Source organism: Ruegeria sp. L11, assembly GCF_056531755.1.
Window position 1 is genome coordinate 284,838 of record NZ_JBQFMI010000003.1, and the last position, 15,073, is coordinate 299,910.

The 15,073-nt window shown below is 57.8% G+C and carries 18 protein-coding genes; 9 read left to right on the forward strand and 9 right to left on the reverse strand.

Features of this window, described 5'->3' with window-relative positions; genetic code table 11:
• Positions 1–44: 44 nt before the first annotated feature.
• The 3 genes from yaaA to ACR0CE_RS09555 all read right to left on the reverse strand — a co-directional run bounded on the left by yaaA (position 45) and on the right by ACR0CE_RS09555 (position 3,254).
• Entirely contained in the window at positions 45–815 is a 771-nt protein-coding gene (gene yaaA, locus ACR0CE_RS09545; protein ID WP_480506567.1) for a peroxide stress protein YaaA, read from the reverse strand.
• 33 nt (positions 816–848) lie between these two features.
• Positions 849–2,888: a DNA helicase RecQ gene (gene recQ, locus ACR0CE_RS09550; protein WP_480832108.1), complete on the reverse strand. Its 2,040-nt coding sequence runs from the start codon at positions 2,886–2,888 to the stop codon at positions 849–851.
• 78 nt (positions 2,889–2,966) lie between these two features.
• The gene (locus ACR0CE_RS09555; RefSeq protein WP_170382138.1) at positions 2,967–3,254 is read right to left on the reverse strand and encodes a YggT family protein; all 288 of its coding nucleotides are present in this window, start codon (positions 3,252–3,254) and stop codon (positions 2,967–2,969) included.
• Between the two features lie 129 nt (positions 3,255–3,383).
• Between ACR0CE_RS09555 and ACR0CE_RS09560 the strand changes: the two genes are divergently transcribed.
• From ACR0CE_RS09560 to ACR0CE_RS09575, 4 genes are all read left to right on the forward strand, one after another.
• Positions 3,384–4,751, forward strand: coding sequence for an MFS transporter (locus tag ACR0CE_RS09560; RefSeq protein ID WP_209598483.1), 1,368 nt, complete (start codon positions 3,384–3,386; stop codon positions 4,749–4,751).
• The gene (mepA, locus tag ACR0CE_RS09565) at positions 4,748–5,611 is read left to right on the forward strand and encodes a penicillin-insensitive murein endopeptidase (RefSeq protein ID WP_480832110.1); all 864 of its coding nucleotides are present in this window, start codon (positions 4,748–4,750) and stop codon (positions 5,609–5,611) included. Before ACR0CE_RS09560 ends, mepA begins: the two co-directional genes overlap by 4 nt.
• Positions 5,584–6,468, forward strand: coding sequence for an esterase-like activity of phytase family protein (locus ACR0CE_RS09570; protein ID WP_480832111.1), 885 nt, complete (start codon positions 5,584–5,586; stop codon positions 6,466–6,468). The genes mepA and ACR0CE_RS09570 overlap by 28 nt, the downstream gene beginning before the upstream one ends.
• Positions 6,469–6,559: 91 nt before the next feature.
• Complete coding sequence (locus ACR0CE_RS09575; RefSeq protein ID WP_480487882.1) at positions 6,560–7,204, forward strand: queuosine precursor transporter; 645 nt, start codon at positions 6,560–6,562, stop codon at positions 7,202–7,204.
• Between the two features lie 337 nt (positions 7,205–7,541).
• Here the strand turns inward: ACR0CE_RS09575 and ACR0CE_RS09580 are convergent, their stop codons facing one another.
• A complete protein-coding gene (locus ACR0CE_RS09580; RefSeq protein ID WP_480546903.1) occupies positions 7,542–8,408 on the reverse strand; it encodes a LysR family transcriptional regulator in 867 nt (288 codons plus the stop codon).
• A gap of 256 nt (positions 8,409–8,664) precedes the next feature.
• Here ACR0CE_RS09580 and ACR0CE_RS09585 point away from each other — a divergent pair, with 256 nt between their 5' ends.
• Both ACR0CE_RS09585 and ACR0CE_RS09590 read left to right on the forward strand, forming a co-directional pair.
• Positions 8,665–8,913, forward strand: a complete 249-nt coding sequence (locus ACR0CE_RS09585; RefSeq protein WP_480482695.1) for an EF-hand domain-containing protein — start codon at positions 8,665–8,667, stop codon at positions 8,911–8,913.
• A gap of 18 nt (positions 8,914–8,931) precedes the next feature.
• Positions 8,932–9,297 (forward strand): hypothetical protein, encoded by a 366-nt coding sequence (locus ACR0CE_RS09590; protein ID WP_480832112.1) that lies wholly within the window; start codon positions 8,932–8,934, stop codon positions 9,295–9,297.
• Between the two features lie 48 nt (positions 9,298–9,345).
• Here the strand turns inward: ACR0CE_RS09590 and ACR0CE_RS09595 are convergent, their stop codons facing one another.
• The 4 genes from ACR0CE_RS09595 to ACR0CE_RS09610 are packed head-to-tail and all read right to left on the reverse strand — an operon-like array spanning position 9,346 to position 12,072.
• A complete protein-coding gene (locus tag ACR0CE_RS09595; protein ID WP_480487875.1) occupies positions 9,346–10,380 on the reverse strand; it encodes a succinylglutamate desuccinylase/aspartoacylase family protein in 1,035 nt (344 codons plus the stop codon).
• Positions 10,381–10,385: 5 nt separating this feature from the next.
• Positions 10,386–11,291 (reverse strand): 30S ribosomal protein S6--L-glutamate ligase, encoded by a 906-nt coding sequence (rimK, locus tag ACR0CE_RS09600; RefSeq protein ID WP_209505176.1) that lies wholly within the window; start codon positions 11,289–11,291, stop codon positions 10,386–10,388.
• Positions 11,291–11,788 (reverse strand): ATP-dependent zinc protease family protein, encoded by a 498-nt coding sequence (locus ACR0CE_RS09605; RefSeq protein ID WP_480832114.1) that lies wholly within the window; start codon positions 11,786–11,788, stop codon positions 11,291–11,293. The genes rimK and ACR0CE_RS09605 overlap by 1 nt, the downstream gene beginning before the upstream one ends.
• Positions 11,789–11,793: 5 nt before the next feature.
• Positions 11,794–12,072, reverse strand: coding sequence for a hypothetical protein (locus tag ACR0CE_RS09610; protein ID WP_480832115.1), 279 nt, complete (start codon positions 12,070–12,072; stop codon positions 11,794–11,796).
• A gap of 96 nt (positions 12,073–12,168) precedes the next feature.
• Between ACR0CE_RS09610 and mgtE the strand changes: the two genes are divergently transcribed.
• The gene (gene mgtE, locus ACR0CE_RS09615) at positions 12,169–13,533 is read left to right on the forward strand and encodes a magnesium transporter (protein ID WP_480832117.1); all 1,365 of its coding nucleotides are present in this window, start codon (positions 12,169–12,171) and stop codon (positions 13,531–13,533) included.
• A 56-nt stretch (positions 13,534–13,589) separates the two neighbouring features.
• Complete coding sequence (locus ACR0CE_RS09620; protein WP_480772982.1) at positions 13,590–14,039, forward strand: CBS domain-containing protein; 450 nt, start codon at positions 13,590–13,592, stop codon at positions 14,037–14,039.
• Positions 14,040–14,079: 40 nt separating this feature from the next.
• On the opposite strand, the gene ACR0CE_RS09625 is transcribed toward ACR0CE_RS09620, so the two are convergent.
• Positions 14,080–14,418 (reverse strand): YybH family protein, encoded by a 339-nt coding sequence (locus ACR0CE_RS09625; RefSeq protein ID WP_480832119.1) that lies wholly within the window; start codon positions 14,416–14,418, stop codon positions 14,080–14,082.
• A gap of 182 nt (positions 14,419–14,600) precedes the next feature.
• Between ACR0CE_RS09625 and arfB the strand changes: the two genes are divergently transcribed.
• Positions 14,601–15,020 (forward strand): alternative ribosome rescue aminoacyl-tRNA hydrolase ArfB, encoded by a 420-nt coding sequence (gene arfB, locus ACR0CE_RS09630; RefSeq protein WP_480832121.1) that lies wholly within the window; start codon positions 14,601–14,603, stop codon positions 15,018–15,020.
• Positions 15,021–15,073: the final 53 nt, after the last annotated feature.

The following is a 15,073-nucleotide window of genomic DNA, read 5'->3' on the forward strand; positions in this document are numbered from 1 at the left end:
TTCAGGCGTTTGCCATCGGGATGCAAGTTCAAGTGACCTGGGTTTCAGGCCGAATATGGTCTGACGAAAACGGGCTTATCCACTTCCGACAGATCAGGGCGGTATTCATAGCCGCCACTGTCGAAGTCCAGCAGTCCCTTAGGATCGGTCAGGCGGTGCTGGATGATATACCGCGCCATGGCGCCGCGTGCCTTTTTGGCAAAAAAGCTCACGATTTTGGGTGTTCCGCCCTTATCTTCCATGAAGACCGGTGTGATGACGCGCAGGTTCAGGGCGTTCATATCCACCGCACCGAAATACTCCTGACTGGCACAATTCACCAGAATGTTGCTGTTAATCTCGGCACCTTGTGCATTCAGTGCCTTACTCAGCTGATCGCGCCAGTATTCATAAAGGTTCTTCCCTCTTCGGGTTTTCAGTTTGCTGCCCATCTCAAGCCGGTAGGGCTGGATTGCGTCGAGTGGCCGCAACACACCATAAAGGCCGGAAAGGATGCGCAAGTGGTCTTGCGCCCATGACAGCTCGTCTTCGTCCAGCGAAGCAGCTTCAAGCCCTTGATATGTGTCGCCAGCAAAAGCAAGCGCGGCCGGGCGTGTGGCCTTGGCGTTAGGTGCATCCGAAAAAGCGCGATACCGTTCGCGGTTCAGGCGTGCCAGATCGTCGCTCAGGTCCATCAGCTTTTTCAGATCACCCAGTGTCAGGTTGCGGGCGGTTTTGGACAGCCGGATCGCATCATCCTGAAAGTCGGGCTGCGTTACCCCTACACTCCGCTCGGCCCAGTCCAGCCGTTTGGCCGGGGAAATCACGATCAGCATATCCGCCCTCTTTCTTGCCTGCTTTGGGGGTATCTAGCCCGCCTCACGCAGCACGTCCAGAAAAGCAGCGCCAAACCTTTCGTGACGCCGATCACCCAGCACCTGCGCAATCCCACGGGGATCGTCTGGGCGCAGTTGCGCGACCTTTGCCAATTGTGAGGCCGAGCAGGTCAGGGGCTTGTCGATCCCGTCCGGTCCGCGCGACAGCAAGGACTGAACTTCCATCAAGCGGTCGTAAATCTCACCCTGATTGCGGCCAGCCAGCTTTCGCCGCGCCGGATGAACGTTTTTTACCGCCCCTGCGATCACTTCAAGGAACGTGTCGCCATAGCGTTCCAGCTTTTTGGCCCCAACACCGCCGATCCGGGCCATATCGTCCAGCGTTACAGGGCGCTTTTCCGCCATCTCGATAAGCGTACGGTCCGGAAAGATGACATAGGCCGGAACACGTGCAGCTTCGGACAGGGCACGGCGTTTGGCCTTGAGCGCGGATAGCAGCGGGGCGTCTTCTTCGGACACCATTGCCTTGACCGCAGGCCGACGGACCGCATTGCGCAGCGTATCCTTGCGCAGGTTGATTTGCGTCTCGCCTTTCAGAATTGGTTTGGCCGCTTCGGTCATGCGCAATGCGCCGTGACGTTCGGGGTCGGGGCGCACCAGATCGTGGCCCATCATCTGGCGGAAAATGGCTTGCCATTGCGGGCGCGTCCAATCCTTTCCGATGCCAAAAGTGGACAAATCCTCGTGGCGGCGGGCGCGGGTTTTGTCGGTCTCGTTTCCCAGAAGGATGTCGATCAAATGGCCTGTCCCGAACCATTCCTCGGTCCTAAGGATCGCGGACAGGGCCATGCGTACCGGAGTTGTGCCGTCGAAAACTTCGGGCGGGCTGTCGCACAGATCGCATTTGCCGCAGGGTCCTGTGGCCTCGCCAAAGTAACCCAACAATGTCTGGCGGCGGCATTCCAATGCCTCGGCCAGACCCAGCAAGGCGTTCAGGCGCGCATGATCGGCCATGCGCCGCTCGGGCGGCGCCAAACCCTCGTCAATCTGTGATCGCCGCAGGCGAATGTCATCGGGGCCAAACAGGGTCAGCGTTTCGGCCGGGCCGCCATCGCGTCCGGCGCGTCCGATTTCCTGATAATAGGCTTCGATTGATTTCGGCAGGTCCGCATGGGCGACCCAACGGATATCGGGTTTGTCGATGCCCATGCCAAAAGCCACGGTTGCGACCACGATCAACCCGTCCTCGCGCGCGAAACGGGTTTCGACAATGCGGCGATCTTCGGGGTCCATCCCGCCGTGATAGTGGCAAGCCGAGTGCCCCTCGGCGCGCAGGGCCTGAGCAATCACCTCGGTTTTATTTCTGGTGCCGCAGTAAACGATACCGGACTGGCCTTTGCGCGCATCTGCGAAATCAAGGATCTGCTTGCGCGGTCCGTCCTTTGCGGCGAAAGCCAGATGAATGTTAGGCCGGTCAAATCCGCGCAGAAATTTGCGTGGCTCAATGCCATCGAACAGTTTTTCGACAATCTCATCCTGCGTTTCGGCGTCCGCCGTGGCGGTAAACGCGGCCAGCGGAACCTTCAGGGCGCGCCGCAACTCTCCGATCCGCAGGTAATCAGGGCGAAAGTCATGCCCCCATTGACTGACACAATGGGCTTCGTCCACGGCGATCAGGCTGACGTTGATCCGACGGAGCATCCCAAGCGCAGACCCGGCAGCCAGACGTTCGGGTGCCATGTAAAGCAGCTTTAGCCGCCCGTCCTCCAGAGCGTCCCAGACGGCCTCGGTTTCCTCGGGCGTGTTGCCGGATGTCAGCGCACCGGCCTCGACCCCGGCCTCTTGCAGCCCCCGCACCTGATCACGCATCAGGGCAATGAGCGGAGATATAACGACCGTCACGCCATCGCGGAGCAGTGCAGGGAGTTGAAAGCAAAGAGACTTCCCGCCACCTGTGGGCATGATCGCCAGCACGTTTTCACCTGCCGTCACGGCGTCGACAATCTCTTCCTGCCCGGGGCGGAAGGCGTCGAATCCAAAGACATCTCGCAGCAAGGGTGCGGCGTCGAACATATGCGGGGGTGCCCTGTTTTAAGGTTTATCTGCTCTTAAGACAGGACAATCACATACTAAGATTCAGTGAACAAGTGGTCAGTAGAAATAGGGCGCGTTGTTGATAAGGATGATCCGCAAGGCATAGACGCCGATCAGCACCACCAGCGGGGTCAAATCCAACCCACCCATATTGGGTAGAACGCGGCGGATCGGCCCGTAAATAGGCTCTAATATCCGATTTAATCCGTACCAGATTTGTGCAACCAGTTGTTGGTGGAGGTTGAGCACCTGAAAGTTGATCAGCCAGCTCATGATCACATGGGCCAGAATGATGAACCAGACAATGTCCAGGATCAGCAGCAGGATTTGGATCAGCGACAGCATGGGATCTCCGTTTTCTTGTTGGACGAGACCTAAGCACCCTTTCAGCAAAGAGCAAGTAGGCTGAACTCTGCGCTTGCGAATTGCCCCAAAGCCCCGTCTTATGACCGCAACAAGAAAACAGGGGCAGAAATGGCAGAAATATCCAAGCGCAGGCGTATCTGGGGCTGGTGGTTCTTCGATTGGGCCAGTCAGCCCTATCACACTCTTTTGGTAACGTTCGTGTTCGGCCCTTACTTCGCGGGCGTCGCTGCGGAATATTATCTGGCATCCGGCCTGGACGCGGGGTCTGCGGATGCACAGGCGCAGGTGGTCTGGGCCAACTGCATGACCATAGTTGGTTTGATTATTGCCTTCGGTGCACCGCTGATGGGGGCGATGGCCGATGTGTCTGGTCGGCGCATCCCCTGGATATTCGCCTTTTCCGTGATGTACGCAGTAGGTTCCGGCGCGCTTTGGTACACGATGCCCGATGGCTCGAACATGTGGTTGATGCTGTCTGCCTTCGGTCTGGGTTTCATCGGCGCGGAATACGCCCTGATCTTCATCAATTCCCAACTGCCCGATCTGGGTGATGACAGCGAAGTGGGCGAAATCTCCGGCTCGGGCTTTGCCTTCGGCTATTTCGGCGGCCTGATCTCGCTGGCGATCATGCTTGCGCTGTTTGTGGAGCAGGCCAACGGCAAAACGCTGATCGGGATGGACCCCTTGTTTGGGCTGGATGCGTCGCAACAGCAGGGTACGCGCTTTGTTGGGCCGTTTACCGCCGGATGGTTCATTCTGTTCATGGTGCCCTACTTCCTTTGGGTCCATGACGACGAAACGACAAACAAAAAGGGCAGCGTTGCCGAGGCGCTGCGGCTGTTGGCAAAATCAGTGTCTAACCTGCGCCATCGCACCAGTTTGGCCAGTTACCTGGGCTCATCCATGTTCTATCGGGATGCGCTGAACGGGCTTTACAGTTTTGGCGGCGTCTATGCCCGGCTAGTGTTGGAATGGGACCTGATCAAGATCGGTGTTTTCGGCATCGTCAGCGTTCTGGCTGCAGCGGCATTTTCCTGGGTGGGCGGCAAGCTGGACAAGAAATATGGTCCCAAGCCCGTGATTATCGTTGCGATCTGGGTGTTGATCCTTGTCTGCATCACCATCGTTTCAATGGACCGGTCCCAGATATTCGGTATCGCCATGTCCGAAGGGTCGGGCTTGCCGGATATGGTTTTCTTTGGTTGCGGTATCCTGATCGGAGGCATGGGCGGCATTCTGCAATCCTGTAGCCGGTCGATGATGGTCCGGCATACGGACCCGGCAACCCCCGTCGAAAGCTTTGGCCTTTATGGTCTGTCGGGTCGTGCCACCGCCTTTGCTGCGCCACTTCTGATCGGGATCGCCACCACGGTGACAGGAAGTGCTCGTCTGGGGGTGTCACCCATCGTTCTGTTGTTTATTCTGGGTCTATTCCTGATGCGCTGGGTGAGACCGGAAGGGGATCAGAGCAGATGATAATAAAACGTTTTTTGGTAATTTTGGCGGCGCTTGCTTTTGCAGGCACTGCGACGGCAGAACCGCTGGCAAAGCAGTTGTTCGGGGCGCAGAAACAAGGTTCACAGCAAAAACCGGCCGCTTTCGGCAGTTATTCGCGCGGATGTGCTGCGGGGGCAGTTCAACTGCCTGAAACGGGGCCTACTTGGCAGGCGATGCGCCTGTCGCGTAATCGCAACTGGGGGCATCCGCAGACGATTGACTACGTGCAGGACCTCAGCAGGTTTGCAGCCAGTCAACCGGGATGGAACGGTCTCTATATAGGGGATATCAGCCAGCCACGCGGCGGGCCGATGACCTCGGGCCATCGCAGCCATCAGCTGGGGCTGGACATCGATATCTGGATGCTGCCGGGCGAAAACATGCGCCTGAGCCGCAAGTCACGCGAAAACATCTCGTCCATCTCTCTTCGTCGTTCCAATGGCGCTTACGTCAACGGCAACTGGACCAAGCAGCATCATGCACTGTTGCGTGAAGCGGCAAAAGACAAGCGTGTGGCCCGGATTTTCGTGTTTCCCGGGGCCAAGGTTCAGATGTGCGATGACGAAAAAGGCAATCGCGCCTATCTGCGGAAAATCAGGCCCTGGTGGGGGCATCACTATCATTTCCACGTGCGCCTGAACTGCCCCAGAGGGTCAAAGGGTTGCGTGAATCAGGACGCCCCCCCCAAGGGCGATGGCTGCGCCGAGGCCCGGCAATGGGTGCAAAACATTTTGAACCCGCCGCCACCCGATCCGAATGCACCGCCGCCGAAGAAACGCCGGGAATACGTTCTGGCCGACTTACCGCAACAATGCTCCGCCGTTTTGCAATCCAACTGAGTGCTGCGCTGATCCTTGCCCAGGTGGCTGCTGCGCTGGATGTGAAATCTGCGGCCCACCTGAACAGTTTCGCGTGGCACTATCCAGCAAGTTGGTTTGGCGGATTTTCTGCGCTTCACGTCTCGGATGACGGACGCCAGATGATTGCGCTTAGCGACCGGGCGCGGATCGTGACTGCGCGGATTGAGCGGCGCGAAGGCCGGATCGCGGATATTCACGTACTTGGTCAATGGCCGGTTCTGTCCAGCAATGGGCATGTCATGAAAGGCGGCGTCGGCGATTCCGAAGGCATCGCGGTGACGCCGGGTGGCAGCATTTTCATCTCGTTCGAAGGGGTGCATCGTGTCGCGTTTTACGCCGCCCCAGGCTCCAGCGCGCGCGTGTTACCACGCCCGAATGCGTTTCGGGACCTCGCCGACAATGGTTCGTTTGAAGCTCTGGCCATTGATGGGCGCGGCTGGCTTTACACTTTGCCGGAAAAGAACCGAACCGCAAAAGGGGACATTCCGGTTTACCGTTGGAATGGCGACACATGGTCGACCCCGTTTGTTCTGCCACAGCGCGGCGGTTTTAAACCCGTTGCCGCGGATTTCGGTCCCGATGGGCGGTTTTACGTTTTGGAACGCAAGGTATCCTTGGTCGGTTTCCGATCACGACTGCGGCGATGGGACGTGGTGAACGAGAAACCAGGCGCCGAGGAAACCCTGTTCGAAACCGGAACGGGCGCGCATGACAACCTCGAGGGATTGTCGGTCTGGCGCGACGGGCAGGGCCGGTTGCGCGCCACAATGATTTCGGATGACAACTTTCTGGCGTTGCAGCGGACCGAACTTGTGGAATACCTGCTGCCCGATTGACAGGGCGCAGGCAAAGGTCTAAAGGCACGGCTTGCCTTGGGACGGTCCCTTGGCCAAGTCGCCGCTACCTTGTCAAAACGGGCATCAAAACATGCAACGTAACTTCATTCCCGGCATTATTGCCATGGCCACCATTGTTGTGGCGTCGAACATTCTGGTCCAGTTCCTGATCCTTGACGGGCTGCTGACTTGGGGTGCTTTCACCTATCCGCTGGCCTTTCTGGTCACAGACATCATGAACCGCGTCTATGGCGTGGGTCCGGCCCGCAAGGTCGTGTTTGCCGGCTTTGTCACCGGTGTTATCTGCTCGCTCATCGGCAGCCAGATCATGTTGCAGGGTGACGGGTTCACCTATGCTGCTGTACCGCTGCGCATCGCCGTTGCATCGGGAACCGCCTTCCTGATCGCGCAACTGACGGATGTCACCGTGTTCAATTCCCTGCGCGGTGGTCGCTGGTGGCGTGCGCCGCTGGTGTCGACGCTGGTGGGATCTGCACTGGATACCGCGATCTTCTTCACCCTCGCCTTTTCGGCCTCGGTCGCCTTCTTCGGTGCCAATGCTGACGCCGCAATTAATTGGGCGTGGGAGCCGGTACCCTTCATGTTGTCCGGCCCGGTGGCACCGCTTTGGGTGACGCTGGCTTTTGCGGACTGGTTGGTGAAGCTTTCACTGGCCCTGATCGCCCTGATCCCGTTCAAGGTGATCGTTGCGCGGCTGACTGCGCAGCCTGTGTAAAAAAACGCTTTGAGAATGGCACAACTTGTGGCACGCTTCTTTTCAACCGCAACAGATAGAAAAGGAGGTGATCCAGTGTCAAGAAAGAGATTGGAGAGAGGTGTCGGAACAACCGGGGGGATCGCCCGTTAGGGCAGCCCTTGGCGGAGCGCTCGCTCCGGCTGGTCGATTGATCTAACCGACCCGACCTCCTGAACTTTCGAAGGGCCGTCCCGCTGGGGCGGCCCTTTTTGTTGCCGTCACCCACTGGGGGTGTTCAATACTTACCATGCGCGGAGGCTGGCTGCGTTTGACGCAGCATAAAGCTTGGTCGCGGCAACGGCGTGAATACGTGTCGTCAAAGCTTCGGTGTCTGGCCGCGTGCACTTGATGTCTGGCAAAGCTGCCGCGCGGCCTGACCCGGATATCCTTCTTCCTCACTTTCATCGAACACGACATAGGCGGCATAAGCGAATCTGGGTGCCATTTCGATCAACTTGAGCCAGCCTTTGCGAAGTTCCGGTTCGACAACGCGCCGTGGGAAGTATCCGGCCGAGGGAACCGACCGAAGATATTGCAGGCCGAGGGTGCCAATGCCCAGCTGAAGGCGCGGTGCATCAAGTTCCGGAAAGTTCAACATATGATCGGCGCGAAACTCCGGGCCCCAGTCTATCAGGACATAAGCGTTGCCCAGATCAGCGGGCAGGGCTTCCGGGCCGCTGCTGACAAGAACAAACTCGTCCTCGAAAAGCTGGAGCGCGGACAAGCCCGGTGCGTTTCGCGGCCGGTACATGATGGCAAGACCCAGGCTGCCTTCCTCGATTTCGCGCGTGAGTGTTTCCGACGAGGCCGCTGTCGCCCGGATGGCGACGTCAGGGAGTGCCGCCATCAACTCGGGCAGGGCGTTGATTAGATAGCCGTCCCAAAGGCTTGGTGTTGCGCCGATTTCCAAGGCGGCTGCCATCGAAGCAGGCAGACCGGCATCCAGCTTAGCCTGGGTCCACGTTCGCACCAGAACCTGCGCATGTTTGAGGAAATGCCGCCCGGCAATGGTCAGGGTCGCACCAGACTTGCTGCGTTCAAAAACGGGCTGTCCAAGCTGTTGTTCGAGCGTTCGAATCCGCATGCTGACAGTCGATTGCGTAACATGGACCTTGTCCGCTGCGTCAAGAAAAGTACCGGTTTCAACGACCGCAAGGAAAGTTCGGGCGAGCTCAATGTCCATCGTTCAACTATTTGAATATTCGATATTATGGGTGATATAAATTCGTTATTCAACGCTATGCGGATGTGCGATATATGCTGCGTAGCGCGAAAGTGCCCCCACCGGATCGGACCGCCAATCAATAGTTTACATCGTATAGTGGACAACCCGATCTGCGGAACAGGTGCAATCTGTCTGCCGTAGATAAGCCTCCGACACCCAAGCGCTGCACCAACCCCTCAATGGGTAAACCGCCCATTCCCTGATGGAGAACAAAATGAGTCGAGTTTCTGTTGTTGCTCTGCTCGCGTCATTCCTTGCCCTTCCGGCCGCTGCCTTGCCGGTAGGACTGGACACGGACGGTGATGGTCTGGCTTCGCTGACCGAGCTACAGACAAAGTATCCCGATATTACCAGTGAGAGCTTTGCCGAAATTGACACGGATGCCGATGGTTTCGTCAATGACGAAGAAATGGTCGCTGCGGTCGAGGCAAAGTTGCTTCCTGAACCCAAAGGTGACGAATAAGCCAGGGTTGCCAAGAACATGAGAAACCCCTCTCCACCCTACAGGTGGATGCTTGCCGGGATGGGTATCTGGTTAGTGCTGTCCCCATTTGTACTGTTCAGCCAGAAAACCCTAGCTCACGGTTCGTCTGACCGTGAGTCGCTCGCCTTCATGACGATCGGTATTGGTGTGTTGGTCATGTCAGGCGCTAGCGGCCGGGGCCACCTTCTCGCACGGGTGGCTCCGGTATTGGCGGTCGGGGCATTGCTGATCGCCGCGCCCGAGGTGCTGAATTTTACCGGTCATGGTGTGGCAGTGGCAAATGCTTGGCTCACGGGATCTGCGCTGATCGCGCTCGCCGCTTGGGAGGCGCTGGCGAGTAACAGATTGCGTGCGATCCTGTAGGCTGGCGCGGGGCAGGCAACTGCCCCGCGTTTCTTTTGGCTCCGGCGTCTAAATGATCTCGTCCTCATCGAACATCGGATCGCCGTCAAGCTGGCTGGCAATTGTATCGACCCGCATTTCGACATCCGAGCCGGTCGTTTCCGCAATATGAAACAACGCGTCACCTTCATGAACGACAGGCAGATTAGTGCGCCCCACGATGATACCCGTGGTTTCGCAGATGATATCGGTCCTGAGTTCTCCGAACGGGTCGGAAATGCGTCCAAGCAGGTCACCGGCGGCCACGTATTCTCCGGTCGCTTTGAAAGTCCGCAACAGGCCACCGGCGGGCGCGCGCATCCATGAGCTTGACCGGACATGGACAGGCTTTTCGCGCACAGCGGCGATGCCACGCTTGGCAACCATGCCCTTTGCGTTCATCACCCGAAGGATGCCTGCAACCCCCGCCCGCGCAGACAGTTCGTCGAAACGCAGACCCTCACCGCCCTCGAACAGCAGGATATCCACACCACGCTCTTGCGCGGCCTTGCGCAGTGACCCGTCGCGCAGCTTTGAAATCATCACCACGGGCGCACCGAAGGCATCCGCGTATCTAAGGGTGACATCCGAAGCCGGAGAGACGCGGATCTGCGGCAGATTGGTGCGATGAATCGCGGCAGAATGAAGATCGATCCCCAGGTCCGACCGCTCGACGATCTCGGTCATGAAAAGATGCGCCAGCCGACCGGCCAGCGACCCCCCCTCGCTGCCGGGGAAGGAACGGTTCAGGTCGCGCCGGTCGGGAAGGTATCGGGAATGTGTCATGAAACCAAAGGCATTCACGATCGGGATAACCAGCAAGGTACCCGCAAGCTTGTCAAGCTGTGGCGCCCGAAGCAGCCGCCGTGCGATTTCCACGCCGATCACCTCATCGCCGTGAACGGCGGCACTGACAAACAGGACCGGTCCGGGGCGGCGACCGTGAACCACGTGTACTGACATGCTTACCGGCGTATGATCCGACAGTACGCTAACCGGCAAATCCAGAGTGGTTCGTGTGCCGGGCGGTACGCGAAAACCTCCGATTTCAAAGGGACCGCGCATCAGCTCTACCCACGGCCTCGAGTCTTCGTGTTGCCTTTGGCTGCATTCTTTTCGAGAAACTCGATGATTTTGCCCGCGACATCAATGCCGGTAGCCTTTTCAACACCTTCAAGCCCGGGCGAAGAGTTTACTTCCATCACCACGGCGCCGTGATTGGCGCGCAGCATATCGACACCGCACACATTAAGACCCATGGCCTTGGCCGCACGCACGGCTGTCGAGCGTTCCTCGGGCGAGATTTTGATAGGCTTGGCGCTGCCACCGCGATGCAGGTTTGATCTGAACTCGCCCTCAGCCCCTTTTCGCTGCATTGCCGCGATCACCCTTCCACCGACCACAAGCGCACGAATATCCGTGCCGCCTGCTTCCTTGATGAACTCCTGTACCATGATGTTGACCTTGGCGCCGCGAAACGCCTCGACCACGGATTTTGCCGACCGGTTTGAATCCGCAAGCACCACGCCGATGCCTTGCGTGCCCTCCAGCAGCTTGACCACCAGCGGAGCGTCCCCGGCCAGTTTGAGGACTTCGTCGGTCTGTTTCGGGTCATGCGCGAAGGTGGTGACCGGCAATCCGATCCCGTCCCGCGCCATCAGCTGCATGGATCGCAACTTGTCGCGGGATCTGCCAATCGCAACCGACTCGTTGAGCGGAAAGACACCCATGATCTCGAACTGCCGCAACACGGCCAGCCCATAGAATGTGACCGAAGCGCCAATCCGCGGGATCACCGCGTCATAACGCCCAAGCTTTTTGCCGTCGTAATAAACCTCGGGTCGACGCGACGCGATATTCATGTAACAGCGCAGTGTGTTCACAATATCCAACTGGTGCCCGCGTTGTTCAGCAGCCTCTTTCAGACGCTGGTGGGAATACAGGTTTGGGTTCCGGGCAAGCATGACAAATTTCATTAGCGTCGTCCCTCTGCGTCCTTGGATCTTGTCTTGCTCTTCATCTTTTTCGGGTCTTTTCGTGCATCCAGAAGATATGAATGGCCGGGATCGACTAGGATTCCGCGCCTTCGAATGGCCGTACGGCCAAGGATCAGATCAAACTCCATCTTCGCACGGTTGGCCAGCGAAACGTCGATCAGCCAGCGATGTCGCCCAAGCAAAAGCTGTGTTCTGACAATCAACCGCCGTTCCGGAATGCCGCCTGTGTTCTTGATTTCCCGCTCGTCTACAACTCGGGTGCGCACCCGGCCCGATGAACGGCGGTTATGGACCGGGATCATGAACTCGACCCATCGTTCACCATCAACCTCGAATACGGTCTGGTCCACGGCATGCAGGGCTGCGGTTCTGGCGCCTGTGTCTATCTTTGCGGGAATATGCTCAATCCCGAACTCGGGCAGGCTGATCCGTTCGCGCCATCCTATGACTTCGGGGTATCCTGTTTTCTTAGCCATGGCGACTAAGCCACGCAGTCATCATTGGCGCGCCGGTAATTCACAAACGAATTCGCGCTCATCACAACGTAAAAACTATCCATATCGATTAACACATACCCAAGTTCAAAAAGTGCGATCGACAGGGCGCGGATATCTGCTTCATACAAACGCCTGCGCCCGGCGATCCGACGCACCAGCTTGTCCGGAATGCGATACCGTCCGCTGGCCTTGCCGCCAAACTCCTGATCGTACAAGACGGCCAGACGTTCGGCTGCGGCGGATGTCCAGTCATTTTCCTGCATGCACTTTCTTACAAATCAAAAATTTTTTTGTCTATAGGCAAATAATTTCTGCTATATCGGCGTAAGTTAAGAATCTATACCCCCACAGGTCGGCGGATGAGCGATACGGACTCCTTACCAAAGGAAACAGGGACGCAGCTTCAGCTGGCGTTGGAAAATCGCGACGGGGCGGCGCTGGCAGACCTGCTTGATCCGCTTTCGTTAAGCGAAGCACTGCGGGAATTGCTCAACCTGCCCGTTGACCAGCGAAGCGCCGCACTCTCGTTGCTGCCACCGGAACGTGCTGCAGAACTGGTCGAAGAAGCGCCAAACGCACTGGCGGTCGATCTTGTCGAACACATGGTGTCCGATCAGGCCGCCGAAATTATCCTTGAACTGGATTCCGACATTCAGGCGGATGTCATCGGGGAACTTGAAGATGCCGATGCAGAAGCGATCCTTGCCCGGATGGACCCGGAAGATGCGGCGGATGTCCGGCGGCTGGTCGAATATGACGACGATGTCGCCGGTGGTCTGATGGTGGCCGAAGCCTTTACCTTTTCCGATGGTGATACAGTCGGAAAGGTTCTGCGGCGTTTCGCTCATGAAGAATACGATCTGGAACGTTACCGTGGCCAGCACCCCTACGTTTTGAATTCCGATGGCGTGCCTGTCGGAGTGCTGTCCTTACGCAGCCTGCTGTCCACACGGCGAAGCATCAAACTCACCGATATCATGGTGCCCCCTATCACGGTTCCGGCCGGCATGCCACTGGAAGAACTGGAGGACCTTTTCGATGAGCACCCTTTTCTTGGGTTGCCGGTTGTCGAAACGGACGGGAACCTTGTGGGTGTCGTTTCCCGTTCTGCCGTGGATGAGGCCCTGCTAGAGCGCGCGGAATCCGCAAGCCTGAAACGTCAGGGTGTCTTTGGGGACGAACTGCGATCGATGCCCTTGCCGCTCAGGGCGCGGCGTCGGCTTCAATGGCTGTCGGCCAACATCGTGCTCAACGTGATCGCGGCCAGCGTGATTGCCGCCTATGAACAGACCCTTGCCGCCGTGATCGCACTGGCTGTGTTCCTGCCGATGGTCTCGGATATGAGCGGTTGTTCCGGCAATCAGGCCGTTGCTGTCAGCATGCGCGAGCTTTCGCTTGGTCTGGTTCGGCCCATTGATGCTATGCGGGTCTGGTTAAAAGAGGTCTCGGTCGGCATCATCAACGGCTGTGTCCTTGGCCTGCTAATCGGACTCGTTGCCTGGATGTGGAAAGGAAACCCGTTTCTGGGTTTGGTGATTGGCGGCGCGCTGGGCCTGAACACGATCATCGCGGTATCGATCGGTGGCGTTCTGCCATTGTTGTTAAAGCGCATCGGTCAGGACCCGGCGGTCGCCAGTGGCCCTTTGCTGACAACGATCACTGACATGGCGGGTTTTTTTCTGGTCCTGAGCCTTGCAACGGCGATGATGCCGCTCCTGAATTAGTGTTTTTCATGCGCCCTGATCAACACAGGGGTCGGGCGCTCAACCACGAGGAAGACATGACGATCTCAAGCATTGTCAAAACGCAGAACCTGAAAAAGCCGCCATTTTGCGACACTGACACAACGGTGTTCGATGCGGCCGTCACCATTGCGTTGCTGGACGTGAATGCGTTGGCGGTTCTCAGCGATGGGAAGCTGGTCGGGATTATCACGGATCATGACGTGCTGCTGTGCCTGGCGGATTCCGGCTCGGCTTTCTACAAGCAGACAGTGGGTGACTGGATGACGGAAAAACCTGTCACCTGCGCGCTGGGTTCGAAGCTGTCCAATGGTCTTAATCTGATGGCCAAGCACAAAATCCGAAATCTTGTCGTAACTCAGAATGGAAAAGCAATTGCCGTCGTGAGCAGCAAAGAAATCCTGGCACGGGTGCATGAGGAAGACGAGCTGGAGCTGAAGGTGTTGCGTGATATCGCCCGCGGTGCTCAAGGCCAGTCAATCGCCTGACACCTCGGTTCCATGTCTGCTCGCTCTCAACTCAGGGCCGCTACGGAAGGTCACTGTTGAAGATGGAAATGCTGACTTTCCAGGTGCCATCCTTCTGGCGTTTCAGGACGTTCACAAACTTCCCTTTTTCCGGCGGATCAGAGTCAGCAAATGCAAAGGATCCGACCTGATAGGCGGTATCGCCATCGACACCGAAATCGATCAACTCATTTGTATGTGTTCCGCCGATGTTTTCCTTCATTCTTTCCTTATAGGCTTCGATGAACGCCTCGCGCCCGCGCAGCAGGGCTCTCTGGGCGCCAACAACATGACGTCTTCGGTAACGAACGCAGCTGACGCGAACAAACGTCCCGGCCACCGCCAGGATTCTGAATTGCACGACCTGCCAAAGCAGGCTTGATCGCAAATATGCGCTGCGTTAGGCACCGAAGATGAGGAGACTTGACGAAATGCTATGCCGCAATGGGTTGTGCCCACCCGCATCTCGCGGGCACCCGACGGCTCGGGTCGGGATCGCGACCCTTCCTTTTCATTCGCCCAAGTATCCAAGCTGACACTGCCATGCTGTACATCACCGATGATATCGCGCTGCAAGATTGGGAAATGACCGAAAGCTTTGTGCGGTCGTCCGGTCCCGGAGGGCAGAATGTCAATAAGGTGTCGACCGCAGTCGAGCTGCGCTTCGAAGCCGCGCGCTCGCCGTCCTTGCCCGATCCGGTCAAAGCCCGGTTAAAGCGACTGGCCGGGCGACGCTGGACCAAAGACGGCGCAATCATCATTCAATGTGAGGAAACACGCTCGCAGGCCCGCAACCGTGAAATCGCGCGCGCTAGGCTGGCAGAACTGATCTCCCGCGCGCTGGTCAAACCTAAACGGCGGATTGCAACGAAACCGACCTATGGTTCGGTCAAGCGTCGGCTCGCCGCGAAAAAGGCGCGTGGCGACGTCAAGGCGCTGCGGGGCAAGGTGTCTGAAGATTGATCTGGCATCTTGCCGGGGCGTTGATAGTCTGGCCCGCAAAGGCTGCAAAAGGG